The organism is Janthinobacterium pasteuri (genome assembly GCF_051380775.1).
Classification (GTDB): Bacteria; Pseudomonadota; Gammaproteobacteria; order Burkholderiales; family Burkholderiaceae_D; genus Janthinobacterium.
On sequence record NZ_JBNYXS010000002.1, the window covers coordinates 286,590 to 311,246 of the forward strand.

Sequence of the window (24,657 nt, forward strand, 5' to 3'; positions counted from 1 at the left end):
AGGAAATACGATGGCTAAGAAAGAAGAGCTCGATCCGGAAACCCTGGAGTTGATCAACTGGTGTATCGAGGTCGAAGGCTTCCTCGTGGCTGGCGGCGCCACCGTGGCGCAGGCGCAAGACCATATCGAAGAGCAGGTCGAGTGGTTTACCGATCAGTTCTACGACGGCTTGACGCCGGAAGAGGCGGCCAAGGAAGCGCTGGCGTGATCCTGTATTGACAGGCGAGTAGTATCAAAGCGGGCGGTGCCTGCCGGGCATCAGCCTGGTAGCGCCGCCCGCTTTGCATTTTTGAAAAGGTTTCCATACGGGAATTCTTTATAATTTCATGTTGTATTTTTTACACGGTTCACTATGACTCTCCGTTCACGCATTCTTTTATTGTGTTTCAGCACCTTGCTGGGCATCGTTCTCATCGCCTCGTTTTCTCTGTATTCCCTGCGCCAGACCATGATGGACGAAAGGGCCGAGCAACTGACGGTGCTGGTCGAATTGGCTAACGCGTCGGTGGAAAAAGCGTATGCGCTGGAACAGTCGGGCAAGCTCACGCGTGAGCAGGCCCAGCAGCAGGCCAAGCTGGCCCTAGGCAGTTTCGTCAAGGATGAAATGTATTATTTTGTGCGCGATTTCAGTACTGATGCGATGTATGTGCATCCGAATCCCGCGCGCATCGGCAAGCCGCAAAAGAATATGAAGCAGGCCGGTGACCGCTACCGGGCATTGCTGGCCAACAGCCGCTTCGGCCTGGTACAGGCCGATGGCACGCGTCCCGGCGTGAAGGAGCCCGTGGCGAAGCTGTACGCGGTGGTGAAATTTGCACCGTGGGACTGGCTGATCGGCACCGGTACCTATATCGATGATATCAACGCCAAGTTCTGGGACCAGGCCGGCGTGCTACTGGCCATCGGCGGCGCGCTGATGCTGGTGGTGGGCGGCCTGGCTGCGCTGATGCTGCGCCGTATCCTGGCCCAGCTGGGTGGCGAACCCGACTATGCAGCCGCCATCGTGGCGCAAATCGCCCAGGGCGACCTGACCACGCAGATCGACACGCGCCCCGGCGACACGTCGAGTTTGTTGATGGCGATCAAGGCCATGCGCGACAACCTGGCGCATCTGGTGAGCCAGGTGCGCAACGATGCCGATGCCATTTCCACGGCGTCGGGCGAGATCGCCTCTGGCAACCACGACCTGTCGGCGCGCACGGAACAGCAGGCGGGATCGCTGGAAGAAACGGCCTCGACCATGGAAGAGATGACCTCGACCGTGCGCCAGAATGCAGACAATGCGCGCCAGGCCAACCAGCTGGCCATTTCCGCCTCGCAAGTGGCGACCCAGGCGGGCGGTGTGGTGAGCCAGGTGGTCGAGACCATGGGCGCCATCAATGCCTCGTCGAAAAAGATCGGTGACATCATCGCCGTCATCGACGGCATCGCCTTCCAGACGAATATCCTGGCCTTGAATGCGGCCGTGGAAGCGGCGCGCGCGGGCGAGCAGGGCCGTGGCTTTGCCGTCGTCGCTACCGAGGTGCGCAATCTGGCGCAGCGCTCGGCTGCTGCCGCCAAGGAAATCAAGCAATTGATCGACAGTTCCGCCGAGCAAGTCGGAGCCGGTGAAAAACTTGTAACGCTGGCGGGCGAGACGATGGAAAAAGTCGTTTCCAGCGTGCAGCATGTGACCGATATCGTGGCCGAGATTTCCTCGGCCAGCGCGGAGCAGAGCGCCGGCATCGAGCAGATCAATCAGGCCATCGTCGAGATGGATAATATGACGCAGCAAAACTCGGCCCTGGTCGAGCAGGCTTCGGCGGCGGCGCAGGCCATGAACGAGCAGGCGGCCGGGCTGGCGCAGGTCGTCAGCGTGTTCAAGGTCGGTGCAGTGGCGCGGCACGCGGCGGCGCCCTCGCGCGCAGCAGCTGCACCGGCAGTGCAGCGCCGTCTGGCGCGCTAAACCGTCATAGCGGGAACTTATCACCTGACCGTCTGTCAAACCATTCTTGGTCCTTAGCTGACGCACAGAAGAGGTAAGCATGACAGACGGTTTTTCCTATCAGGCGGCATTTGCCCGCAACATAGGCTGGGTCACGCAGGCGGAGCAGGACAGCTTGCGCGGCAAGCGCGTGGCCATTGCCGGCATGGGCGGCGTGGGCGGCGTGCACTTGCTGACCTTGGCGCGGCTGGGCATAGGCGCGTTTCACATCGCCGATTTCGACACCTTCGATATCGCCAACTTCAATCGCCAGGCCGGCGCCATGATGTCCACCCTGGGCCAGCCCAAGGTGGCCGTACTGGCGCAGATGGCGACGGACATCAATCCAGAACTGGAGATTAAACAATTTCCTGACGGCATACACGACAGCAATCTGGCGGCGTTTTTTGCTGGTGTCGACCTGTATGTGGACGGTCTGGATTTTTTTGCCTTTCCCGCGCGCCAGGCCACCTTCGCCAGCTGTGCGCGACTGGGCATCCCCGCCATCACGGCCGCGCCGCTGGGCATGGGTACGGCCGTGCTCAGCTTCCTGCCGGGTGGCATGACGTTTGAAGAGTATTTTGGCTGGGGCGACTTGCCCGAGGAAGAAAAGGCCCTGCGTTTTCTCGTCGGGCTGGCGCCTGCCGGTTTGCACGGCCCCTACCTGGTCGACCCGTCGGCCATCAACCTCAAGCAGCGGCGCGGACCGTCGACCATCATGGGTTGCCAGTTGTGCGCGGGCGCGGCTGCCACCGAGGCGCTGAAAATACTCGTGAAGCGCGGCAAGGTGATGGCGGCACCGCACGGCATGCATTTCGACGCCTACCGCAACAAGCTCGTGCATACCTGGCGTCCCGGCGGCAACCGTCATCCGCTGCAACGGCTGACGATGGCCATCATCAAGCGGCGCCGCGCCGCGCAGGGGGCATAAATGGCGCAAGCACTGCTGATCGATCCCGTGCTGGAAAACATCCTCGACCAGGCGCGCTGGGCGCCCAGCGGCGACAATACGCAGCCGTGGCGCTTTGAAGTCGTGGAGCAGCGCCATGTCGTCGTGCATGGCTTCGACACGCGCAGCCATTGCGTGTACGACCTCGATGGCCATCCCAGCCAGCTATCGCTGGGCGCCTTGCTCGAAAGCATGGCACTGGCGGCCAGCAGTCATGGCTTGCGCATGGAAGCGCGCCGGCACGGCGGCTTGCCCGATACCTTGCCCACGTTTGATGTGCACTTTGTTGCTAGTCCCGGCATGCTGCCCGACCCGCTGGCGGCCTTCCTGCCGCAGCGCAGCGTGCAGCGGCGACGGCTGAGCACGCGCCACCTGCGCGCCAGCGAAGAGGCCGCGCTGGCGGCCAGCCTGCCGCCTGGCTACAGTGTGCAGTGGTTCGAAGGCTGGCGCGCGCGCCTGGCCTGTGCGCGCCTGATGTTCGACAATGCGAAGCTGCGCCTGACCATGCCCGAAGCGCACAAGGTACACCTCGACGTGATCGAATGGGGTGCGCGCTTCAGCAGCGACCGCATCCCGGAGCAGGCGCTTGGCGTCGACCCGATGACGGCGCGGCTGATGCGCTGGGTCATGCACAGCTGGCGCCGCGTGGATTTTTTCAATACCTGGCTGGCGGGCACCGTCGCGCCCCGGCTGCAGATGGACTTGTTGCCCGGCCTGTATTGTGCTGCGCATTTCATGCTGCTGGCCGAGGCGCCGCCGCGCCATGTCGACGATTACGTGGCGGCGGGCCGCGCCATGCAGCGCTTCTGGTTGACAGCCACGCAGCTGGGCCTGCAATTGCAGCCGGAACTGACGCCGCTGATCTTCGCCCGTTATGTGCGCGAACGGCGGGCCTTTTCGCGAACCGACGCCATGCTGGAGTTGGCGCAGGAACTGGCCCTGCAATGCCAGGCCGTGCTGGGTGCGGTGGCGTTTGATCGGGCCGTGTTCCTTGGCCGCATCGGCGCCGGCCCGGCGGCCCAGGCGCGCTCCTTGCGCCGGCCGCTGCAAGACTTGCTGGTGGCGCCGGTCGACGCGAGGACGCATGCGTGAGCGGCAGGCGCTTGCTGGCTGCCGCAGCGAAAAAAGCCGCTGAGGACATCAGCGGCTTTTAAACTGGATGATCGCAAGTCAAGCCTGGCGCTGCTTGTCTTGCTGGCGGCGCGCAGTCATGCCCAGGCCAAACAGGCCGATACCGAGCAGGGCGATGGTGCCTGGTTCAGGTACTGCTGCTTGAAATAATTCCAGGCCGCCGCCGTCGGCCATCGCGATGAAACTGTTGGTCAAGCTGCCACCGATGAAGCTGTTCGTATTCCCGCTGAGGGACTCCAACGGGAAAAATGGGTCGGGATTGACAAAGAATAACTGTCCTTGCGGCGTCAGCGTGGCGTTTAGCAAGGCCTTGAAGTCGCCTTGGGCCAGGCCGGCGAAAATGTGGGCTTCACCCAGATCGAGCGTGTAGGTCACGATCGCATAGTCATCCCCGGAGACACCACCCACATTCACCGGCGAGCCCGCTACGTTACTGACCGACAGTGACGTGTCCTGGTTGGGGTCGATGTACAAGGTCATGGTCAGGGTTTGAAAGTTGGCGTGGATCCCGCCAGCCAGAGCATCCGACTGACCGGTGATGGTAAACAGGCCATATATGCCATAGCCATTGAGGGCGTTCAGTTGCGATGGCACGCTGCCGCCAGTGGGGCTGCCGAAAGCAGCCTTGGTCAGAAAGCCTGTTTGAGTGAAGGGATCGTTGCCACCACCCAAACCGCCAACGATGGTTTGTTCGACGCGCGCGTGATATTCAAAGCTGATGCGGTCCGCCACAACCTGATTGGCTGCGCTACCGGGGACGGAGCCTTCATTGACGGTAAACAAAGGACCAGCGAGTGCGGGAGCACTGATGAGCGCGGCGCCGATGGCAGCCGCGGAGAGAGCGAAACGCAGGAATGAGGACAGCGGTTTCATGGCATTTCCTTCAGCGTGAGGGTTGATCGGACCAGGTCACTGTGGCAGCTGCCTCAGATAACCTCATACGCCCTTGAAGCAGAATTCGTACCATATAATATTTTTATTTAAATTCAACAGCTTATAAAAACAGGTCTGCCGTTTTTCTTACTTGTGTAAAAAAAATCGACGTTTCACCGGTCCATGGCGCGGCTCGCGGGCGCCAGTGCTTGCCGTCATCGGCTACAGTGTGGGCAAAGGAGTTCACCATGCAAACACGATCCCGTCCTGCCCCGCTGCGTGCACACAGCACGCCTGAACCGGATATCCCGCCGCCGCCCGAAGGAGATCCGCTGACGCCACCGCCGGAAAAGCCGCCGTACACGCAGCCCGTGCCCGTCGAGGAACCGACGCCACCGGCGCCGCCCGTCAAGATGGGCTGAGAGCACGTCGTCGCGCACCTGAGTTGCCATGCGCTGCCGCGCGCTATTTATTTCTAGTCGGAAATGGATTGCGCGGGCGGCGCGATCGTCACGCCATTTAAACAACAAAAATGCCAATAAACGTTGCCGAGTGGATACAAATCAAGCACTAACTGCTGTGTGTCATGCGGCCGTCACGATTCTGTTCTTATAATGAGTCATCATAAAAATTCTTGTACAGGAGACCATCATGGGCAATTCCTTGCATAACAAAATTTACCTGGGCCGGCGCCCTGTGATCACCAGTAAAAACCTCGCAGCACTGGCCCTGGCGGGTGCCGTGGCCGGTTGCGGCCTGGCGTGGCTGCTGCTGCGCACCTACAAATAAGCGCGATCCACGCGCATTTTCAGCGCGCCGTCCGTGGGGCGGGCGGCGACTGAATCACGTTGCCTGTTGCCGATGCGCAGCGGGGCGCGTACCATGGGGGCCGAACACATGGCCTTTTATGGAAAAGTAATGAAGAACGAGAAATTAACAACCGATGAATATGACGCGCTGGAGCAAGTTGCGCGCGGTATCAAGACCGAGCGCCCCAGTGCTTGCGTTGCCCGCAATGCCAAGCGCCTGTCCGGCTTGAAGCTGCTCAGCTATGCCCGCGATGGCCGTCTGTCCATCACCGAGAAGGCACAACAACTGCTGTTCCTGCGCCGCTGCATCATGGGTTTGCGCGCCGTCGCCGCCGATCCGCTGACCAAGCTGGACACGGAGGTGGCCTATTTCCTGGGCAAGAAAGCCCACATCGTGGCGCGCGCCGATGGCGAGGGACACGATATTTCCGACAAGGGCCGCGACTCGCTGGCCGACATCGACACCCTGGGCCTGTAAGGTCTGCAGCCGGCCCCTGGGGCCGGTTTTTACATCCCCCTCACTTTTATTTCCCCTTGGAGAACACTTTGGACAGCGCGATGAACTGGTCGGCCCACGAACTGACGATGACGGTCCTGATGACGCCCGATATGGCCAACTTTTCAGGCAACGTGCACGGCGGCACCATCCTGAAATACCTCGACAGCGTCGCCTACGCCTGCGCCAGCCGCTATTCAGGCAGCTATGTGGTGACCCTGTCCGTGGACCAGGTGATGTTCTTGCAGCCGATTCACGTGGGTGAGCTGGTGACGTTCCTCGCCTCGATCAATTACACGGGCACGACCTCGATGGAAGTGGGCATCCGCGTGGTGACGGAAAACATTCAGCAACGCCTGGTGCGCCACGCCAACAGCTGCTATTTCACGATGGTGGCGGTGGATGCCAACCGCAAGCCGGTAGCCGTGCCGCCGCTGGTGCTGGAGACGCCGGAACAGCATGCGCGCTTCGAGCAAGCCAAGCTGCGCAAGCTGTCGCGCCAGAAGGTGTCGAAGAAGTAAACACGCCGGGCATGAAAAAACGGCCACCAGAGTGATCTGGTGGCCGTTTTTTTTATTGCATGCCGCCCGCTGGCGGCATGGCGCCGTGATTAACGGTCGCCCTAGCTGCGGCGTGCGCCGTCGGTGCTGCGCGGGTTCGAACCCTTGTAGCCGCCGCCCGTGCTAGGTGCGCCATCTTTGCGTGGTGCGCCCGGCTTGCTGAACGTGCGTTGCGCTGGCTTCGCGCCGCCACGGTTGTCGCCTGGTTTCCAGCCGCCTGGACGGGCGCTCGAACGTGGTGCCGACGCCGTTTTCTTAGGCTCGAAACCTTCGATGACATTGACCGGGATCAATTGCTTGGTGAAGCGTTCGATGCGCTTGACGTTCATGCCTTCAGCGTGGTTCACCAGCGAGATGGCAAGGCCATTGCGGCCAGCGCGGCCGGTACGGCCGATACGGTGGACGTAGTCTTCCGGGAACTTCGGCAGATCGTAGTTGAACACGTGGGTGATCGTCGGCACGTCGATACCGCGGGCGGCAACGTCGGTGGCGACCAGCACTTTGACCTGGCCGCGGCGCATGCCGTCCAGGGTGCGGTTACGCGCGCCCTGATGCATGTCGCCGTGCAAGGCGGCAGCCGAGAAGCCGGCGATGTTCAGGCGGTCGGCGATGGTATCGGCGTCACGCTTGGTGGCGGTAAACACAACAGCCTGGTCCAGGGTTTCGTCGCGCAGCAGGTGGTCCAGCAGGCGATTCTTGTGCGACAGATCGTCGACGAAGTGGACGCGCTGGGTGATGTTTTCATGCTTGTTGCTCGAGCTTGCCACTTGGATGACCAGCGGGTTTTTCGTGATGCGGCGGGCCATGTTGCCGACCACGCCGTCCAGCGTTGCCGAGAACAGCATGGTTTGACGGCCTTCTGGCGTCGCTTCCACGATTTTTTCGATGTCGTCGATGAAACCCATGTCCAGCATGCGGTCGGCTTCGTCCAGCACCAGGATTTCCAGTTGCGAGAAGTCGATCTTGCCCGAATCCATGTGGTCAATCAGGCGGCCAGGGGTGGCGACCAGGATTTCAGGATTCTTGGCCAGCAATTGCATCTGTTTAGGGTAAGGCATGCCACCCAGAATCGACACAGCCTTGATGCGGCGGATGCCGGTGCTGTACTTGTCGGTGTTGGTGGTCACTTGCAGTGCCAGTTCGCGCGTTGGCGTCAGCACCAGCATTTTTGGCTGGGCAGCCTTGAAGCGCGGACGCTCGCCGCGGGCGCGCGATGCTTGCATCTCCTGGTTAGGCGTCTTGCCGGCGGCGCTTTGTTCGGCGCTGGCCAGTTTGTGCAGCGACGGCAGCATGAAAGCTGCGGTCTTGCCCGAACCGGTCTGCGACGAGACCAGCAGGTCACGGCCTTCGATCGCGGCTGGAATCGCTTGCGACTGTACCGCGGTTGGCGCGGTGTAGCCTGATTCGGTCAGAGCGGCGATGATGGACGGATGCAGGCCTAAGGATTCAAATGTCATTCTTTTCTTTCGTAAAAATCAGCGTTCTTGCAAAAAGCAGAACGCAAAATAGCAACGCCAACCAAAACGAAATGACTCAACTAGAAAGAAATTTCGGCACAAAAGCTTTGCGCCGGGACGGTGTCAGGTGCGACACACAAGGCGGGAGGGCTTTATAAGCGGCATCCTGTGGATGCGCTAAGGCTTGCGAAGCTGCTAAGTTTGTAGTGCGGTTACTGCCGTGTTGCCATCGCTTCAAGCGAACATATTGCAGCGCACAACGACACTATACCGTATTTGCCGCCGTTTTGCACGGCCTAAATGGGAAGAAACGACAGTCCTACCACGTTTTGAATATGTTTCCTATGCGAAATCAGTAAGAATACGTAGTTTTCCGCCAGTCAGGCAAGCATGGCGGCGCTGCCTTCCCCCGCGCCAGCCCGGGCCTTCCGCGTGGCGCAGTGCCGCCTGTTGGCCATTGCCGTATCACTCTACTTCGGGATTGACTGCCATCACTTGCGAAAAGCCGCCATCGACGTAGGTAATCTCGCCGGTGATGCCCGAGGCAAGGTCGGACAGCAGAAAGGCGGCCGTGTTGCCCACTTCCTCGATGGTGACGTTGCGGCGCAGCGGGGCGTGCTCGGCCACAAAGCCCAGGAGTTTACTGAAATCCTTGATGCCGGTGGCGGCCAAAGTCTTGATGGGGCCGGCCGAGATGCCGTTGGCGCGGATGCCGCGCGGGCCCAGCGATTCGGCCAGATAGCGCACGGACGCTTCCAGCGAGGCCTTGGCCAGGCCCATGGTGTTGTAGTAGGGCACGGCGCGTACGGCGCCCAGGTAGGTCAGGGTCAGGACCGAGGCACCCGGATGCAGCAGGGGCAGGGCGGCCTTGGCCATGGCGGGGAAGCTGTAGGCGGAAATATCGTGCGCGATGCGGAAGCTGTCGCGCGACAGGCCGTCGAGGAAGTCGCCGGCGATCGCCTCGCGCGGGGCGAAACCGATGGCGTGCACAAGGCCGTCCAACTGTTCCCAGTGCAGGGCCAGGTCGCTGAAGACGGCGCTGATCTGTTCATCGCTGGAAACGTCGCAGTCAAACACCAGTTTGCTGCCGAATTCGGCTGCAAACTCCGTGATGCGTTCCTTGAAGCGCTCACCCACATAGGTGAAGGCGAGGGTGGCGCCTTCGCGGTGGCAAGCCTTGGCGATGCCGTAGGCGATGGAGCGGTTGGACAGCAGGCCCGTGATGAGAATTTTTTTGCCTTGCAAGAAAGCCATGACGACTCCTGTCTGGGGTGGTGGACGCGGTGGGCGGATGTACAACCGGCCGCGACAGCAAGGCTGTGGCGGCCGGTGGCGTGTCTCAACAAGGACCAGGCGATCAGTGGCGCGCTTTTGCCCGGCTATTGCCGACGCCGCGCTGGATGCGTGGTTTCACCAGCGAGATCGGCGCCGTTTGTGCCTTGCCGCCTTTGGAGGCGCGGCGCAGTGCTTTGGCGGCCCGTTCCGGACGGTCCGCTTCCAGCAGCATGGTGGCGCTGTCGGCGATTTCCTGGGTGATGTCCTTGTTCATCGTGGCCGAAGTCTTCGGCACGAGGATGGTGGAGCCGGCGCGCAGGCTGGTGCGCTGGGGAATGTTGTTGGCCTGGCGCAGCACGTCGGCCGTGGTGCCGAATTTCGACGCCAGGGTTTCGATGCGTTCGCGCGCATTGGTGATCTTGTGCGTGGTCCAGCTCGACAAGGCATGGCCCCATTGCGCCAGGTTGGTGGTGAACTTGGCGGCGTTTTCCTGCGGCAGGAGAATCTTGGTCTTTTCGCCGCCGATGATGACGGGGCGGTTAAATTGCGGATTCAAGGCCTTGAATTCATCCATCGACAGTTCGGCCAGCTGGGCCGCGACGGTGATGTCGATGTCGCTGGTCTTGTCGATGGCCGTGAAGTAGGGCTGGTTGTCGACCACTGGCAGGGTCAGGCCGAACTGGGCCGGATTGGCGATGATGTTTTTCACCGCTTGCAGCTTGGGCACGTAATTGCGCGTTTCGGCCGGCATCAGGTCGGCCAGGCTTTCGAAATCGGTCGGCTTGCCCAGCGCCTGGTTTTTCTTGATGGCGCGCTGCACCGAGCCTTCGCCCCAGTTGTAGGCGGCCAGCGCCAGTTGCCAGTCGCCAAACATGTCATACAGGCGCTGCAGATACGTCAGGGCCGCATCGGTCGAGGCCAGCACGCCGCGGCGCTCGTCCTTGAACATATTTTGCTTGAGGTTGAAATCACGCCCCGTGGCAGGCACGAATTGCCACATGCCGGCTGCATTGGCGCTGGAGAACGCTTGCGGGTTGAAGGCGGACTCGATGAACGGCAGCAAGGCCAGTTCCGTCGGCATGCCGCGTTTTTCCAGTTCCTGCACCACGTGGAAGATATAGCGCGAGGCGCGCGCCGTCGTGCGGGCGATGTAGTCGGGGCGGGTGGCATACCAGTTGACGTGGTTGGCCACCAGCTGGTTGTTGATGTCGGGAATCGCATAGCCGCTGCGGATGCGGCCCCAGACGTCGGCTTCGCGCAGCGGATCGGAATTGTCGCTGAGGTTTTTCAGCAGACGATCGGTCTTTTGCAGGCGGTTGTCGAGGGTGGGGAGTTTCGCCGTGACCTGGGCGGTCATCGGGATCAGGGCAGGTGCGGTGGTGGCGGCGACTGGCGCGTTATCGCTCTCAACACCGGCTTCGTACGCCTGGCTGAGGGCGGGCGCAAGCGCCAGGGCCAGCGCCGCCAGGACGGTAGATTTAAAGGAGTTTTCGTGCATAGTGTTCCATTGTTGTCGTCGGAGAAACATCGGACAGACCCATGATTAAGCTGCGAGTGTACGTATATCCACATGCCGGAGTCAAGAATTATGTCAGCATGATGACAGGAAATACGCGGCAATAAGTGGAAAACGACTGGGTTTCCATTCGCAAATGCTGTCATTATTGCAAATTTAATTTGCTCAATGCGTGATTCGGCCGCAGTTATAGCATACTTGGCGGGGAGGGCGGCGCAAGCTTGGCAGCCGTTCAGTATGAGACTGCGCAAAGAGTGCGTACAATTTGGCTTTGGCCGGCCATTCGGCTGCCTGCCGCCATATTGATAGAGAGTCATGCATATGAACACCCCGCCGCGCCACGACGACGACAACGCCGTCATCATCGCCAATACCGTTGCCTGGCTGGAAAAGGCCGTGATCGGCCTGAACCTGTGCCCGTTCGCCAAGGCCGTGCACGTCAAGAAGCAGATCCGCTATGTGGTGTGCGAATCGAGCAATCCGGAAGATTTGCTGGCGATGCTGATGGACGAGCTGCAAACGCTGGCCGACACGGCCCCCGAGCAGATCGACACGACTTTGCTGATTCATCCGTACACCCTGAACGATTTCCTCGACTACAACGAGTTTCTCGATGTGGCCGACGCGGCCGTGGAAGACATGCACCTGGCCGGCGAACTGCAAGTGGCCAGTTTCCACCCGAATTACCAGTTTGCTGAGACGTTCGAGGATGACATCAGCAATTACACCAATCGCTCGCCATACCCGACCCTGCACCTGCTGCGCGAAGACAGCATAGAGCGCGCCGTCGAGGCATTCCCGGAAGCGTCGGACATCTTTGACAAGAATATCGCCACCCTGGAAGCGCTGGGTGTGGACGGCTGGGAAAAGCTCGGCTTGCCGAAGGTGTCCTGATGGGTGACAAGGAATTGCCGCCGCGTCCGGACACCCCCTGCGTGGCCGTCTGCTCGACGACGTTCGATGAAATCTGCCGCGGCTGCGGTCGCAGCGTGGTGGAAGTGGCCCACTGGGTGTCGATGACGGATGAAGAGAAGGAAGTGGTATGGGTGCGGATTCTTTCTCAAGGTTATCCGCGCCGGAATACTTAGCTAAGCCAGCAGCAACTGCTGGGGTCAGACCCGACGGGGGAATGCTTCCCAATGGGAAGCATTCCGATTCCGAAGGAACTGACCCCAGATCTGTCAGCGTCAACGATCAGAAACTGCCGATAAAGTCTTTCTTGCCGACTTCGATACCGTTGTGGCGCAGGATGTCGTACGCCGTCGTCGCGTGGAAGAAGAAGTGCGGCAGCGCGTAGTGGAACAGATACGTCTGGCCCGTGAAGTGTTTGGTCTTTTCGCCGCTGCCGGTGGTGATGGCGCGCGTTTCGCTGCCGTCGATGTCCGCTTGCGGCAGGCTGTCCAGGAAGGCGATGGTTTTCACGATGCGCGCTTTCAGCTCTGCAAAGCTCTGTTCGCTATCTTCATACGGTGGCACGGCCACGCCGGCCAGGCGCGCGCCGCAGCCCTTGGCGAAGTCGGTGGCGATCTGGATCTGGCGCACGAACGGCAGCATGTCCGGGAACAAACGGAATTGCAGCAGAGCGTTCGGATCGATTTTCTTGTCTTGCGCGTGTGTTTCCGCCTTGTCCAGGATGGCGGCCAGGCTGCCCAGGATCTGTTTGAAGACGGGGATGGAAGCGGAGTAGATGGAGAAGGTCATGGTGGTTCCTCTAGGTAAAGTGGCGCGATGATAGCAAGCTGCGCGGTTTTCTGCTGGCGCTCGCCGGGTGCGCCAGTCCGCGTGTGGTTTTTCAACCCTGTGTATATGGCATGACGTCGCCGTCGGCGCGTGTTTATTGGTGACTTCCCCCGCTTTTTCCATGCATAATTGCTGCTTAAAAAGTTTCTTCCCGCCTTATCACCCGGATTCCCCTGTAAAGTTCCATGATCACCTGCCTGATCCCTGTCGCCCTGTTGCCGCATGTTTAATTCGCCCTATCAGCGCTTGCGCGCCAGCCTGCGTGTGCTGTACGGCTCGTCTATCTATGGCGCCTTGCTGCTGGTGGTGTTTGGCGGTCTGGTCGTGCCGGCCATCTTCGGCAGCTATCTGCTGGTCGGTGTGCATGAACGCCAGTCGGCGCGCACCAGTCTGAACGAAGCCTTGCAGCGCAATGCCGACATCCTGGCGCTGGGTATGCAGGAGTCGCTGTGGAACATGAATGCGGAATCGGCCCATTCGCTGGTCGAGTCGGTGATGCGCGACCGCTCTGTGCTGCTGGTGAAAGTGCTGGGACAGGGCGACACGCAATTCATCAGCTTGCAGGCGCCGCAGCGGCCCGTGGGCAATCTGTACCGCGCCGAGCGCGACATCCTCGTGCGCGGCGAACGCATCGGGCACGTCGTCGTCGAGATGGACGATGCGCGCAGCCAGCAGGAGCTGCGCGAAAAGCAGATGTCCTATATTTTCGTGCTGGGCGCACAACTGGCCGTGTCGATGGCGCTGATCGTGCTGTTCCTGAACCGCCGCCTGTTGAAACCCCTGCGCCGCCTGACGCGCTTTTCCGACCGCCTGTCGCACGGCGATTTTGATACGCCGCTGGCCTCGCACAGCAGCGACGAACTGGGGCGCCTGACGTCCCAGCTCGAGCAAATGCGCGCCGCCATCCGCCAGTTGTTCGAGGATGTGGGCCAGCGCGAAGAGCGTTTCCGCACCATTGTCACGCAGGTGCCGGGCGCCGTCTTCCGCTACCGGCCCGACGGCCCCATCGATTTCGTCAGCGATGCCATCGAAGACATCGCCGGCTATTCGGCGCGCCAGTTCATGCGCGGCAGCACGCACGCCTGGGCCGACCTGATCTGCCCGGAAGACCGCCGTGAGCACCGGCGCGCCGTGGGCAAGGCGGTGCTTGAGGTGCGGCCGTACGCGCTGGAATACCGCATCATCGACGCCTCCGGCATCGAGCGCTGGGTGGCCGAGAATGGCCAGCCGCAGGCGGGGGAGCAGGGCGTCATCTGGGTCGACGGCATCATTGCCGATATCAGCCAGCGCAAGCACCACGAGATGCGCATCGAGGCGCTGCTGACGGAGCAAAGCGCCATCCTCGACAACGTGATGTTCGGCGTGATGTTCGTGCGCCACCGCCGCATCATTTCCGTCAACCGCCGCTGCGAGGAGCTGTTCGGCTACGGTCACGCCGAAATGACGGGCAGTTCAACCTCCATCGTATTCATGACGTCGTATGACTTCGAGGAGGCGGGCGAGCGCCAGTATCCGGTGCTGGCGACGGGCGGCGATTTCAGCGAGGAGCGCCAGTACAAGCGCCGCGACGGCAGCCTGTTCTGGGCGCTGGTGAGCGGCTGCGCACTCGATCCCCTGCGCCCCAACGAAGGCAGCATCTGGGTGTATGCCGATATCACGGCGCGCAAGGAAGCCGAGGAAAAATTGCGCCTGTCGGCCACCGTGCTCGAACACATCGCCGACGGCGTGATGGTGGTCGATGCCAGCGGCATCATCGTCACCGTCAATCCCGCCTTCACGCAGATCACCGGCTATACCGAGGCCGAGGCGGTGGGACAGCATTCGTCACTGACACGCTCGGCGCGTCACGACGCGGCGTTCTGCGAGGCCATGTGGAGCGAGTTGACGGCCAGCGGTTTCTGGCGCGGCGAAATCTGGCACCAGCGCAAGAACGGCGAGCTGTATCTGGAGTGGCTGACCATCAGCGCCGTGCGCGACACGCGCGCCGGCACGACGCATTACGTAGGCGTGTTCAGCGATATCACGCTGGTCAAGGAATCGCAGGAAAAGCTCGACCACATGGCCCACCACGACCCGTTGACGGCGCTGCCAAACCGGCTGCTGTTCCACGACCGCCTGCAGCACGCGCTGCTGCGCGCCGCGCGCGAGCAGGAGCAACTGGCCGTGCTGTTCATCGACCTGGACCGGTTCAAGAACGTCAACGATACCCTGGGCCACCATGTGGGCGACGAATTGCTGCAAAAGGTAGCCGGCCAGCTGGCCGCCCGCCTGCGCGAGGGCGATACCCTGGCGCGCCTGGGGGGCGATGAATTCATCGTGCTGCTCGAATGCATCGACGGCGAATACGGCGCCACGCAGGTGGCGGAAAAGCTGATGACCATGTTCGACCAGCCGTTTACGGTGGCCGGCCACGAACTGTTCGTCACCTGCAGCGTGGGCATCAGCCTGTATCCGGACGATGCGCTGGACTTGAATATGTTGATCCGCAATGCCGACGTGGCCATGTACCAGGCCAAGGCGCGCGGGCGCAACGGCTACCGCTTCTATGCGCCGTCGATGACGGGCGAAGGCGTCGAGCGGCTGCGCCTGGAAACCTTTTTGCGCCGCTCGCTGGAAAAGAACGAGATGTTCCTCAATTACCAGCCGCAGGTGGAAATCGACACGGGCCGCCTGGTCGGCGTCGAGGCGCTGGTGCGCTGGAACCACCCGGAACTGGGCCTGGTGCCGCCGGTGCGCTTCATCCCGCTGGCCGAGGACTGCGGTTTCATCAACCAGCTGGGCAAATGGGTGCTCGACGAAGCGTGTCGCCAGATGATGCGCTGGCAGGCGCAGGGCTTGCGCGTACCGAAGATGGCCGTCAACCTGTCGGTGAAGCAATTCGAGCGGGGCAGCATCGCCGGCATGGTGGCCGACATCTTGAAGGAAACGGGCCTGGAGCCCCAGCGGCTGCAGCTGGAAGTGACGGAATCGGTGATCATGAACACGGGCGACGCGCTTGGTTTCATCAACGATTTGCACGCCATCGGCGTGGGACTGGCCATCGACGACTTCGGCACCGGTTACTCCTCGCTCGCGTACCTGAAACAACTGCCCGTGCAGACCCTGAAGATCGACCGCTCGTTCATCAAGGATATCTCGACGGATGTGAACGACGAAGCGATTGCGATTGCCATCATCCAGCTGGGCAAGAGCATGCATTTGTCGGTGATCGCCGAAGGTGTGGAGACGGAAGAGCAGGCCGCCTTCCTGCTGCGCCATGGCTGCAAGCTGGCGCAAGGTTATTTTTATAGCCGTCCGGTGCTGGCACAGGATATGCTGGAGCGCTGGATCGATCACTCACCACTATAAAGGACAGCCCATGGCCGCACAATCTTCCCCGTCGCGTCGTCGTTTCCTGCTGGGAGGCCTGGGCCTCGGCGTGGCCGGCGTGGGTGCCCTGGTGCTGGGCTGGGGCGTGCTGCCGCCGCGCCAGCGCCTGCAGGGCAGCGCGCCGTTGCCGCTCCAGGATGGCGCCGTGGCCTTGAACGGGTGGCTGGCCATCGGCACGGACGGCATGGTGACGCTGGCCATGCCGCGCAGCGAGATGGGGCAGGGCGTGCATACGGCCTTGCCCATGCTGGTGGCCGAGGAGCTCGACGTGCCATTGAACAGCGTCAAGCTGATCCAGGCGCCCATGGACAAGATCTTCGGCAATGTGGCCATGCTCAAGGATAGCCTGCCGTTCCACCCTGACGACCAGGGCCGCCTGAAGGCGCTGGCGCAATGGACGGTGGCCAAGGCTGCGCGTGAGCTGGGCGTGATCGTCACCGGCGGTTCGTCCAGCGTGAAGGATGGCTGGGGTCCCATGCGCGAGGCGGGGGCGTCGGCGCGCGCGATGCTGCTGAAAGCCGCCGCTGCGCAGTGGCAGGTGCCGGCCGCGCAATGCCGCACGCACGATGGCGCCGTGATCCACCCGGACGGCCGGCGCGCCAGCTACGCCAGCCTGGCGCAGCGCGCCGCCAGCATGGCCCCGGGCACGCCCGTGCTGAAACTGCCCAAGGATTTCAAGCTGATCGGCCAGCCGGCGCCGCGCCGCGACACGCCGTCCAAAGTGAATGGCAGCGCGAGGTTCGGCATCGATGCGCGCCCGCCCGGCATGCTGTACGCGGCCCTGCATTTGCCGCCGCGCCTGGGCGATATCCTGACCTCCTTCGATGCGGCACCCATCCTGGCCATGCCCGGCGTGACAAAGGTGCTGGACTTGACGCCGCACCTGGCGCAGCGCAGTGCCTCTTGCGCCGCCGTGGTGGCCGACACCTGGTGGCGCGCCAAACAGGCCGCCGCCGCCCTGCCGACGCAGTGGAAGGCCGGTGCGCAGGCGAACCTGTCGAGCGCTGGCGTGTATGCGCAGTTTGCCCGCCTGTTGGACACCGAAGCGGGCCATGCCTACCACGCCAGCGGTGAGGTGGAGGGCAAGGCCGCGCAGGGTTTGCGGCAGATTACCGCCGAGTACCGCGCGCCGTTCCTCGCGCACGCCGCCATGGAGCCCGTCAACTGTACCGCGCAAGTCAAAGACGGCAAGGTGATGCTGTGGGTCTCGACGCAGGCGCCTGGCATCGCCGTCGACGTGGCGGCAAAGGTGGCCGGCGTCGATGCGAAGGATGTGGCGATCGAGGTGCTGCTGCTCGGCGGTGGTTTCGGCCGCCGCCTGGAAGTGGACATGGTGGCGCAAGCCGTGGCCATCGCGCTGCAGTGCGGCGGTGCACCCGTGCAGCTGGTGTGGACGCGCGAACAGGATACACAGCACGATATGTACCGTCCCGCCGCGCTGGCGCGTTTTTCGGCACGCCTCGATGAGCACGGCCGCATCGCTTCCTGGGACAATAAATCCGTCAGCGGTTCCATTACGCACCAGTTTCTGCAACGTAACTTCGGTTTGCCCGGCGCGGGACCGGACAAGACCACGGCCGAAGGCGAATTCGACATGCCGTATGAAATCGCCAACCAGCGCATCGCCCACGTGATCGCGGACAGCCCCGTGCCGATCGGCTACTGGCGCTCCGTGGGGCATTCGCACAACGCATTCTTCAAGGAAAGTTTTATCGATGAACTGGCGCACGCGGCGGGGCAGGACAGCATCGCCTTCCGCCGCGCCATGTTGTTCAGGCATCCGCGTCACCTGGCCGTGCTCGACGCGGCGGTGGCCAGGGCGGGCAGTGCGCCGCCCGGCCATGCGCATGGCGTGGCCTTGCACCAGTCGTTTGGCAGCATCGTCGCGCAAGTGGCGCAAGTGTCCGTGGAAAATGGCGAGATCCGCGTGCAGCGCGTGGTGTGTGCCATCGATTGCGGCATCGCCGTCAATCCGAACATCATCGCCCAGCAGATGGAGTCGGCCGTGCTGTTTGGCCTGTCGGCGGCGCTGGGCGGCGAGATTACCTTCAAGGATGGCAAAGTCGAGCAAAGCAATTTCCACGACTATCCCGTGCTGCGCATGGGCCAGACGCCCGAGGTGGAAACCATCATCATCGCCAGTGCCGAGCATCCCGAAGGCGTGGGCGAGCCCGGTACGCCGCCCATCGCGCCGGCCGTGGCCAACGCCGTATTCATCCTGACGGGGAAACGGCTGCGCAGCCTGCCGCTGCGCCTGGCCTGATGTTTGCTATGCCAGGGTGGCGGCCAGCATGTTGCGCAGATTGCAGTCGCGCTGCCAGTCGCGCCGCTCCTGCGTGCTGCTGGCCAGCGCCGCCAGTTCCTCGGCGCTGAGCGCCTGCTGCGCCTGCACCATGCGGTGCGCCAGGCCGCCGTCGGGCAGCACCGTGCCGAAGAAGGCCACGTTGTCCTCGCGCTGGATCAGCAGGGTGGGGAAGTTGTCGATGTCGAGGTCGCCCACCACGTCGGCCTGGTCTTCGATGTCGATCCAGACGAAGATGGTATCCGGATGGCGCGCGGCCAGTTCCTCGAACGTGGCGCGGTAAGTGCCGCAGGTGCCGCACCACAGCGCGCACAGGCAGGCCACCGTCCAGCGTGGGCCGGCCAGTGCTGCCGCAACATCGGCGCGGTTATCGGTCGTGAGGGTCAGGCTGTGCATGGTCGTATCTAATTAGTAGGCGGATGGGCGCCGGCGCCCGATGCGCGTATTCTACCGCGCCCGGCCCCCTCAGTCCTGAGAATGCATGAGCTTGTTTAGCGGTGTTTTTTGATGTAATCGCCCTTTCTGGTGGATAATGCTGCTTATTGCGCGCTGATTACGCTGGTCCATGCTGTTTCCTGGCCCCGCAGCCTGACCCCTCCAGTCTGTTTTCATGCCCTGCCCGGTGTCAGCGCTCCCGCCTTTGTTTATTTTTATTATGGAATTAGCCAGCTTATGTTGAGTTACCGCCACGCCTTTCACGCGGGTAATCACGCCGATGTGTTGAAACATTATGTGCAGATTCAGTTGTTGCAATATCTGAATCAAAAAGATACCGCCTATAGTTATATCGATACCCACTCCGGCGCGGGCGTGTATGCGCTCGACGGTGGTTATGCTTCGAAAAATGCCGAGTACGAAACGGGCATCGCGCCCCTGTGGGACCGCACGGACTTGCCAGCCTCGCTGGCCGAGTACATGAAGCTGATCAAGGAAATGAATCCGAGCGGCAAGATGCGCTACTACCCGGGTTCGCCGTACTGCGCCGACAAGGTCAGCCGCGAGCAAGACCGTCTGCGCCTGTTCGAGTTGCATCCGGCCGATGCCAAGATTCTGGCTGACAACTTCCGCAAGGTCGAGGCGCATGCGCTGGCCCAGGGCGAGCGTCCGACCGTGCGCGGCAAGCGCGTGCTCATCACCAAGGCTGACGGTTTCCAGAGCCTGAAAGCCCTGCTGCCGCCGCCATCGCGCCGCGCGCTGGTGCTGATCGACCCGCCGTATGAAGACAAGATGGATTACCGCAAGGTCAAGGACACCCTGGCCGACGCCCTCGTGCGCTTCCCGTCGGGCATCTACGCCGTCTGGTATCCGGTGCTGCAGCGCATGGAATCGCGCCAGTTCGCCGACAAGCTCAAGCAATTGCCCAGCTCGGACTGGCTGCACGTGACGCTGACGGTCAACACGCCGTCGCCGGACGGTTTCGGCTTGCACAGCAGCGGCATGTTCATTTTGAACCCGCCGTACACGCTGGAGCCGATGTTGCGCGAAGTCATGCCTTACCTGGTCAAGGTGCTGGGCCGCGACGATGGCGCCAAGTTTGTGCTGGAAACGGGCAAGGGCGGACAGAAAAACACGGGCACGCGCCGGGTTTAATCCTTCGCCACACCCCACGCCAGGGCGTCCGCATCGGCGCCTGGGCGCAGCTCTCCCGTTTGCTGGCCGCGGAAGATGGCTTGCCGCAAGCCTTTTTCCAGGATGCCGAAGTTCTCCCGCACCAGGGCCTTGACCTCGGGATTGTGTCCCGCCTGGTCAACGGCCGCGTTGGTGGCCAGGCAGCCACGCTGCTGTGCGGCGCCCAGGTCGGCGTCAAGCACGCTCAGCAGCAATGTGCGTAGCCGCTCCCTGACGGGGCCAGCTTGTTGCAATTGTTCCACGTTGTGACGGCTGCGCTGCTGGTAGTGCCGCAGCGTCTGCTCATATGGCGCTTGCTTGCTGGAGAAAGCGTTGCACAGGCTACCCCGTCCCCGTCCCGTCGCCTTGGCCAGGTCTTGCGCCGAGGTGGCTTCATAGCCGCTTCGCCAAAAGGTGTCCGTGACGGCGTCCAGCACCTGTTCCTGCTCGAATTGTCGTGGTCGCGCCATGTTCAGCCTCCATGCATTTGGAATGACCGCACCATAACTGGCCTGAGTGCATCACGGCGTGTTTGGCACGCGCGCAACAGAGCACGGCGGGGAAGGGTCTATACTGGTTGCAGGCGCCGGACTATCCGGCCTCCGGCCAAGCCGCGGCCTGAGCGCGGCCCTGCATTGCTCTCGGGCCACTTAGTATGGATACTACCCTGTCATCGCCCGCATCGCCGTTGCACGATTTTTTTCTTGCGCGCCAGCCTATTTTGAACCGCGATCAGCGTCTGGTTGCCTATGAGTTGCTATTTCGCAATACTCGGCAGAACCAGGCCGTGATCGAAGGCGCAGCCGTGGCGGCCACGGCCACCGTGATAGCCCATGCTGCCGACCTGGGCATGGAGCAGGTGGTGGGCTTGCAACTGGCTTTCATCAATGTCGACGAAGTGGCGCTGATGAGCGACTTCATTCGCTTCCTGCCCCATCACCGCGTGGTGCTGGAAATATTGGAAACGGTGCGCGCCACGCCGGCCTTGCTGGCCCGCATCAGCAAGCTGCGCCAGGAGGGTTTCCGCTTTGCCCTCGACGATGTGGTGTTCGAGTCGGCTGACGTGCAGCAGTTGCTGCCGCTGATCGATGTCATCAAAGTCGATATTGCCGAGCTGACGCCGCAAGACCTGGCCAGGCTAGCGCAGGTGCTGGCCCTGTCGCGCAAGAAACTGCTGGCGGAAAAGGTGGAAACGCTGGCCCAGTTCGAGCAATGCCTGGACCTGGGCTTCGATTTTTTCCAGGGCTATTACTTTGCCCGTCCTGTCATTCTCAGCGGCAAGAAAATGTCGGCATCCGAGCTGGCCATCCTGCATTTGCTCGAATTGATACAGACCGACGTGGATAACCGCGAAATCGAACGCTGCATCAAGCACAATGCGACCATCAGTTTGAATTTGCTGCGCCTGGTCAATACGCCCGCCGTGGGTGCGGGTGCGCGCGTCGAAACCCTGAGTCAGGCCTTGCTGGTGCTGGGGCGGCGTCAGCTGCGGCGCTGGCTGCAGATCTTGCTGTACGTGAAGCCGGGTGTTCCTGCGCAATTTACTTCGCCGCTGCTGCAATTGGCCACCACGCGGGGCAAGTTGCTGGAGCTGATGACGGAAAAATTGTGCCCGGGCCAGCATCAATATGCGGATATCGGCTTTACGGTAGGCATCATGTCCCTGATGGACGCCCTGTTTTCCATACAGATGAGCGAAGTCGTCAGCAGCGTGCGCGTGAATAACAAGGTCAGCGACGCGCTGTTGTTCCGCCATGGCGAGTTGGGCAATATGCTGGCGCTGGTGGAGCTGATGGAGCAAGCCGATGGCAGTCCTGCCACCCTGGCCATGCTGGAGCAATTGCGGTTATCCGAAAGCGACCTCAACACCATCCAGCTTGCCGCCTACGAGTGGGTCAACGGTTACGTGCAGAGTATCGCGCCCGCGGCCCATTAGCCGATTAATTACTGTCCCAGCAACAAGAACACTGTCGGCTTCTTGTGGAAATCGGGCGCCTTGCCTGCCGCCAATTGTTTCTTCCACTGCCCGCCGTTCCACGTCTGCACGTTTTCCGTATCCAGGCTCAGGTCGGTGGCGACGCAGATCAGCGTCGACGGTGCGCATTGCGCCACCAGCGCTTCGAGCATGGCGGCGTTGCGGTATGGCGTTTCGATGAACAGCTGGGTTTGCTTTTCCGTGCGCGAACGCACTTCCAGTTCCTTGATGCGCTTGGCGCGCAGGGCTGCATCGGTGGGCAGATAGCCGTTGAAGGCGAAGCTCTGGCCGTTCAGGCCGCTGGCCATCACGGCCAGCAGGATCGACGACGGGCCCACCAGCGGGCGTACTTTGATGCCATGCTGATGCGCCAGGCGCACCAGGTCGGCGCCGGGGTCGGCCACGGCGGGCACGCCCGCCTCCGAGACGAGGCCCGCATCGCGTCCCGCCAGCAAGGGCGCCAGCAAGCCGGCCAGCGCTTGCGCCGGGGTGTTCACGTTCAGTTCGGAAATGGTGATTTCCTGCAGCGGCTTGGCCAGCGGATGCTGGTTGCCGATCAATTTCAGGAAGGCGCGCGCCGTCTTGGCGTTTTCCGCGACGAAATAATCGAGCTGCGAGGTGATTTGCCGCACCTGCTCGGGAATAATGTGGGACAGCGGATCGATTGCGCCTTCGGACAGGCCAAGGTGGTTGGGGATCAGGTACAGGGTGCCGGTCATATTCTACTTATGGGTAAATTAAATGGTGAAAAAGGCCACGCCTGCCTTGCGCAGCATGCCCGTCAGGGCGATCAGCGGCAAGCCGGTGAGGGCGGTGGGGTCAACGCTGTCGATGCGTTCGAGCAGGGCGATGCCCAGGCCTTCGTTCTTGGCACTGCCGGCGCAATCGTACGGTTGTTCGATGCGCAGGTAGGCGTCCAGTTCGGCATCGGGCAAGTCGCGCACGGTGACGACGGTCTGGATATCTTCCACTTGCGCCACGGCGGGCGAGTGGCGCCCGTCGAGCAGGCACAGGGCCGTATGGAACACGGTCTGGCGCCCGCGCATGGTTTGCAGTTGCAGCAGGGCGTTGGCATGGTTGCCCGGTTTGCCGATCTGCGCGCCATCCAGGGTGGCGACCTGGTCGGAGCCGATGACGAGGCTGCCAGGGTAGTGGTCGAGCACGGCCTGCGCCTTGGCCTGGGCCAGGCGCAGGGCTGTGGCGCTGGGGCTTTCAGCGGGCAGGGGGCTTTCGTCGAGATCGGGCACGGCCACCTCGAAAGGCAGGCGCAGTCGTTCCAGCAGTTCTTTGCGGTAGGTCGAACTCGATGCAAGAATCAAGCGCAATGGGGCGGAAGTTGGTATCATTCGGTAGTGGATGGCGGCCGACATGGCCGCGCTGGTCGATGTCAGGGGAATTTCACGCAAATTCCAAGGCGCAGAGCCCATAACTGAGGCCCCATGCGGCATGACGGTGTTGATGAGTGTTTATAACTGAGTTTGTCACGAATACGGCAATCAAGTCGTCAAAAAGATGCTAAGGCTTTGACTCGGTGCTGAAAACCCTGTTATTATCGCAGGTTTTCCGGGGAAATTTTCTACCAATGAATGCTTTTGTGATCGACGCCTTTGATTTTTGTCGTATCAGCGGGAGCCGCGAGGGTGTAACTCCTGTCGCTGAAATGACCCGGTTGACCAAGGATTGTGCAGATGCTTCCGGCGAGATCGCCTGGAAGATCGTCGGCGGCACCAGCAAGCTGGGCTACCCACAACTGACCTTGTCGGTCAACGGCACCGTTCAGCTGGTTTGCCAGCGCTGCCTGACCCCGTATGCTTACGCAATTGATTCGACGACTACTCTGATGCTGGGCAAGGATGACGAGCACGCGGACGAGATCGAAGAAATCATCAACGATGAAACGATCGACGTGATCGTCGGCAGCCGCAGCATGGATGCCGCGGCCCTGATCGAAGATGAAGCCTTGCTGGCCCTGCCGCAGGTACCCAAACACGACGTCTGCCCCGATACGGCGCAGCTCGATGCTCTCAAGACTGAAAAGAAGTCGCCGTTTGCGGCACTGAAGGACTTGAAGCCAGAATAAGTAGTAAAGGGGTCTCCCCAATCAAAGAACGTGTCAAACGCGTGTAGTAATCGAGTATGGCAAGTGTAGTGAAATGTAATTGTAATAAACGATGTCGGTCCGGGCTATTTTCGGGTAGTCTTTGCCGCTGGGATACTCGATTCGCAGGTATTTGCCAATCGATTGTGCTAAAATTTTAGAACTTATGTATTAGGAGTCATCATGGCAGTTCAACAGAACAAGAAAACCCCTTCCAAGCGCGGCATGCACCGTTCGCACGACTTCCTGGTCGCGCCGCAATTGAGCGTCGAGCCAGTTACCGGCGAAACGCACCTGCGTCACCATATCAGCCCTAACGGCTTCTATCGTGGCCGCAAAGTGTTGAAGACCAAAAACGACGAGTAATCGACGTTTTTGTTGGGTAAGATGAAAGCGGTGTTGCGTGGTTATTCGGCGTGGCGCCGCTTCTTCTTTTTTATCGGCTGCAATTCATCTTGCATACCCGTCATTTTGAATCACGCTGTCCAGGTCTGTGCATGACATGCTGCGCCCTGCATATGCTCCAGTCCGATTCA

General features: G+C 61.6%; 25 protein-coding genes. 16 read left to right on the forward strand and 9 right to left on the reverse strand.

Translation table 11 applies throughout. The annotated features are described in order from the left end of the window. Window positions 1-10 precede the first annotated feature (10 nt). The 4 genes from ACQ4WN_RS03710 to ACQ4WN_RS03725 all read left to right on the forward strand — a co-directional run bounded on the left by ACQ4WN_RS03710 (window position 11) and on the right by ACQ4WN_RS03725 (window position 4,004). Complete coding sequence (locus tag ACQ4WN_RS03710; protein WP_010399555.1) at window positions 11-208, forward strand: hypothetical protein; 198 nt, start codon at window positions 11-13, stop codon at window positions 206-208. A gap of 144 nt (window positions 209-352) precedes the next feature. Further along, complete coding sequence (locus tag ACQ4WN_RS03715; RefSeq protein ID WP_436550318.1) at window positions 353-1,945, forward strand: methyl-accepting chemotaxis protein; 1,593 nt, start codon at window positions 353-355, stop codon at window positions 1,943-1,945. A 79-nt stretch (window positions 1,946-2,024) separates the two neighbouring features. Next, on the forward strand, window positions 2,025-2,894 hold the full coding sequence (locus ACQ4WN_RS03720; protein ID WP_436550319.1) for a ThiF family adenylyltransferase: 870 nt from the start codon (window positions 2,025-2,027) through the stop codon (window positions 2,892-2,894). Beyond that, window positions 2,895-4,004 carry a nitroreductase family protein gene (locus ACQ4WN_RS03725; protein ID WP_436550320.1) on the forward strand — a complete coding sequence of 370 codons (1,110 nt, stop codon included), beginning with the start codon at window positions 2,895-2,897 and terminating at the stop codon, window positions 4,002-4,004. A gap of 78 nt (window positions 4,005-4,082) precedes the next feature. On the opposite strand, the gene pepA is transcribed toward ACQ4WN_RS03725, so the two are convergent. Continuing rightward, window positions 4,083-4,916 carry a flocculation-associated PEP-CTERM protein PepA gene (gene pepA, locus ACQ4WN_RS03730; protein ID WP_436550321.1) on the reverse strand — a complete coding sequence of 278 codons (834 nt, stop codon included), beginning with the start codon at window positions 4,914-4,916 and terminating at the stop codon, window positions 4,083-4,085. A gap of 248 nt (window positions 4,917-5,164) precedes the next feature. Between pepA and ACQ4WN_RS03735 the strand changes: the two genes are divergently transcribed. The 4 genes from ACQ4WN_RS03735 to ACQ4WN_RS03750 all read left to right on the forward strand — a co-directional run bounded on the left by ACQ4WN_RS03735 (window position 5,165) and on the right by ACQ4WN_RS03750 (window position 6,742). Next, on the forward strand, window positions 5,165-5,338 hold the full coding sequence (locus ACQ4WN_RS03735) for a hypothetical protein (RefSeq protein ID WP_436550322.1): 174 nt from the start codon (window positions 5,165-5,167) through the stop codon (window positions 5,336-5,338). A gap of 229 nt (window positions 5,339-5,567) precedes the next feature. Beyond that, window positions 5,568-5,705, forward strand: a complete 138-nt coding sequence (locus ACQ4WN_RS03740) for a hypothetical protein (protein ID WP_166674638.1) — start codon at window positions 5,568-5,570, stop codon at window positions 5,703-5,705. Window positions 5,706-5,834: 129 nt separating this feature from the next. Then, window positions 5,835-6,203 (forward strand): hypothetical protein, encoded by a 369-nt coding sequence (locus tag ACQ4WN_RS03745; protein WP_436550323.1) that lies wholly within the window; start codon window positions 5,835-5,837, stop codon window positions 6,201-6,203. An 80-nt stretch (window positions 6,204-6,283) separates the two neighbouring features. Next, complete coding sequence (locus tag ACQ4WN_RS03750; protein ID WP_034750191.1) at window positions 6,284-6,742, forward strand: acyl-CoA thioesterase; 459 nt, start codon at window positions 6,284-6,286, stop codon at window positions 6,740-6,742. A 101-nt stretch (window positions 6,743-6,843) separates the two neighbouring features. Here ACQ4WN_RS03750 and ACQ4WN_RS03755 read toward each other — a convergent pair whose 3' ends face one another. The 3 genes from ACQ4WN_RS03755 to ACQ4WN_RS03765 form a co-directional block, all read right to left on the reverse strand. After that, a complete protein-coding gene (locus tag ACQ4WN_RS03755) occupies window positions 6,844-8,238 on the reverse strand; it encodes a DEAD/DEAH box helicase (protein WP_436550324.1) in 1,395 nt (464 codons plus the stop codon). Between the two features lie 465 nt (window positions 8,239-8,703). After that, window positions 8,704-9,492, reverse strand: coding sequence for an enoyl-ACP reductase FabI (fabI, locus tag ACQ4WN_RS03760; RefSeq protein ID WP_436550325.1), 789 nt, complete (start codon window positions 9,490-9,492; stop codon window positions 8,704-8,706). A 103-nt stretch (window positions 9,493-9,595) separates the two neighbouring features. Then, the gene (locus ACQ4WN_RS03765) at window positions 9,596-11,011 is read right to left on the reverse strand and encodes a transglycosylase SLT domain-containing protein (protein WP_436550326.1); all 1,416 of its coding nucleotides are present in this window, start codon (window positions 11,009-11,011) and stop codon (window positions 9,596-9,598) included. A gap of 333 nt (window positions 11,012-11,344) precedes the next feature. Here ACQ4WN_RS03765 and ACQ4WN_RS03770 point away from each other — a divergent pair, with 333 nt between their 5' ends. Both ACQ4WN_RS03770 and ACQ4WN_RS03775 read left to right on the forward strand, forming a co-directional pair. After that, complete coding sequence (locus ACQ4WN_RS03770) at window positions 11,345-11,923, forward strand: DUF1415 domain-containing protein (protein ID WP_436550327.1); 579 nt, start codon at window positions 11,345-11,347, stop codon at window positions 11,921-11,923. After that, on the forward strand, window positions 11,923-12,117 hold the full coding sequence (locus ACQ4WN_RS03775; protein WP_133990271.1) for a DUF1289 domain-containing protein: 195 nt from the start codon (window positions 11,923-11,925) through the stop codon (window positions 12,115-12,117). Before ACQ4WN_RS03770 ends, ACQ4WN_RS03775 begins: the two co-directional genes overlap by 1 nt. A 106-nt stretch (window positions 12,118-12,223) precedes the next feature. On the opposite strand, the gene ACQ4WN_RS03780 is transcribed toward ACQ4WN_RS03775, so the two are convergent. Further along, on the reverse strand, window positions 12,224-12,730 hold the full coding sequence (locus ACQ4WN_RS03780; protein ID WP_166448058.1) for a DUF1993 domain-containing protein: 507 nt from the start codon (window positions 12,728-12,730) through the stop codon (window positions 12,224-12,226). A 261-nt stretch (window positions 12,731-12,991) separates the two neighbouring features. On the opposite strand from ACQ4WN_RS03780, the gene ACQ4WN_RS03785 reads away from it, so the two are divergent. Further along, window positions 12,992-16,117 carry an EAL domain-containing protein gene (locus ACQ4WN_RS03785; RefSeq protein WP_436550328.1) on the forward strand — a complete coding sequence of 1,042 codons (3,126 nt, stop codon included), beginning with the start codon at window positions 12,992-12,994 and terminating at the stop codon, window positions 16,115-16,117. Window positions 16,118-16,127: 10 nt separating this feature from the next. Then, window positions 16,128-18,401 (forward strand): xanthine dehydrogenase family protein molybdopterin-binding subunit, encoded by a 2,274-nt coding sequence (locus ACQ4WN_RS03790; protein ID WP_436550329.1) that lies wholly within the window; start codon window positions 16,128-16,130, stop codon window positions 18,399-18,401. A 6-nt stretch (window positions 18,402-18,407) separates the two neighbouring features. Here ACQ4WN_RS03790 and ACQ4WN_RS03795 read toward each other — a convergent pair whose 3' ends face one another. After that, window positions 18,408-18,836, reverse strand: a complete 429-nt coding sequence (locus tag ACQ4WN_RS03795; protein ID WP_436550330.1) for a thioredoxin family protein — start codon at window positions 18,834-18,836, stop codon at window positions 18,408-18,410. A gap of 276 nt (window positions 18,837-19,112) precedes the next feature. Here ACQ4WN_RS03795 and ACQ4WN_RS03800 point away from each other — a divergent pair, with 276 nt between their 5' ends. Continuing rightward, window positions 19,113-20,030 (forward strand): 23S rRNA (adenine(2030)-N(6))-methyltransferase RlmJ, encoded by a 918-nt coding sequence (locus ACQ4WN_RS03800; protein ID WP_101481977.1) that lies wholly within the window; start codon window positions 19,113-19,115, stop codon window positions 20,028-20,030. On the opposite strand, the gene ACQ4WN_RS03805 is transcribed toward ACQ4WN_RS03800, so the two are convergent. After that, window positions 20,027-20,518: a TetR/AcrR family transcriptional regulator gene (locus ACQ4WN_RS03805; RefSeq protein WP_436550331.1), complete on the reverse strand. Its 492-nt coding sequence runs from the start codon at window positions 20,516-20,518 to the stop codon at window positions 20,027-20,029. The two genes, ACQ4WN_RS03800 and ACQ4WN_RS03805, sit on opposite strands and share 4 nt — an antisense overlap. A gap of 185 nt (window positions 20,519-20,703) precedes the next feature. On the opposite strand from ACQ4WN_RS03805, the gene ACQ4WN_RS03810 reads away from it, so the two are divergent. Then, complete coding sequence (locus tag ACQ4WN_RS03810) at window positions 20,704-21,984, forward strand: EAL and HDOD domain-containing protein (RefSeq protein ID WP_436550332.1); 1,281 nt, start codon at window positions 20,704-20,706, stop codon at window positions 21,982-21,984. 8 nt (window positions 21,985-21,992) lie between these two features. On the opposite strand, the gene ACQ4WN_RS03815 is transcribed toward ACQ4WN_RS03810, so the two are convergent. Both ACQ4WN_RS03815 and ACQ4WN_RS03820 read right to left on the reverse strand, forming a co-directional pair. Next, the gene (locus ACQ4WN_RS03815; RefSeq protein WP_436550333.1) at window positions 21,993-22,742 is read right to left on the reverse strand and encodes an SAM-dependent methyltransferase; all 750 of its coding nucleotides are present in this window, start codon (window positions 22,740-22,742) and stop codon (window positions 21,993-21,995) included. An 18-nt stretch (window positions 22,743-22,760) separates the two neighbouring features. Further along, a complete protein-coding gene (locus ACQ4WN_RS03820) occupies window positions 22,761-23,369 on the reverse strand; it encodes a Maf-like protein (RefSeq protein ID WP_436550401.1) in 609 nt (202 codons plus the stop codon). A 236-nt stretch (window positions 23,370-23,605) separates the two neighbouring features. On the opposite strand from ACQ4WN_RS03820, the gene ACQ4WN_RS03825 reads away from it, so the two are divergent. After that, on the forward strand, window positions 23,606-24,103 hold the full coding sequence (locus tag ACQ4WN_RS03825) for a YceD family protein (protein WP_101481975.1): 498 nt from the start codon (window positions 23,606-23,608) through the stop codon (window positions 24,101-24,103). Window positions 24,104-24,304: 201 nt separating this feature from the next. Then, a complete protein-coding gene (gene rpmF / locus ACQ4WN_RS03830) occupies window positions 24,305-24,487 on the forward strand; it encodes a 50S ribosomal protein L32 (protein ID WP_010399517.1) in 183 nt (60 codons plus the stop codon). The last annotated feature ends 170 nt before the right edge of the window (window positions 24,488-24,657 follow it).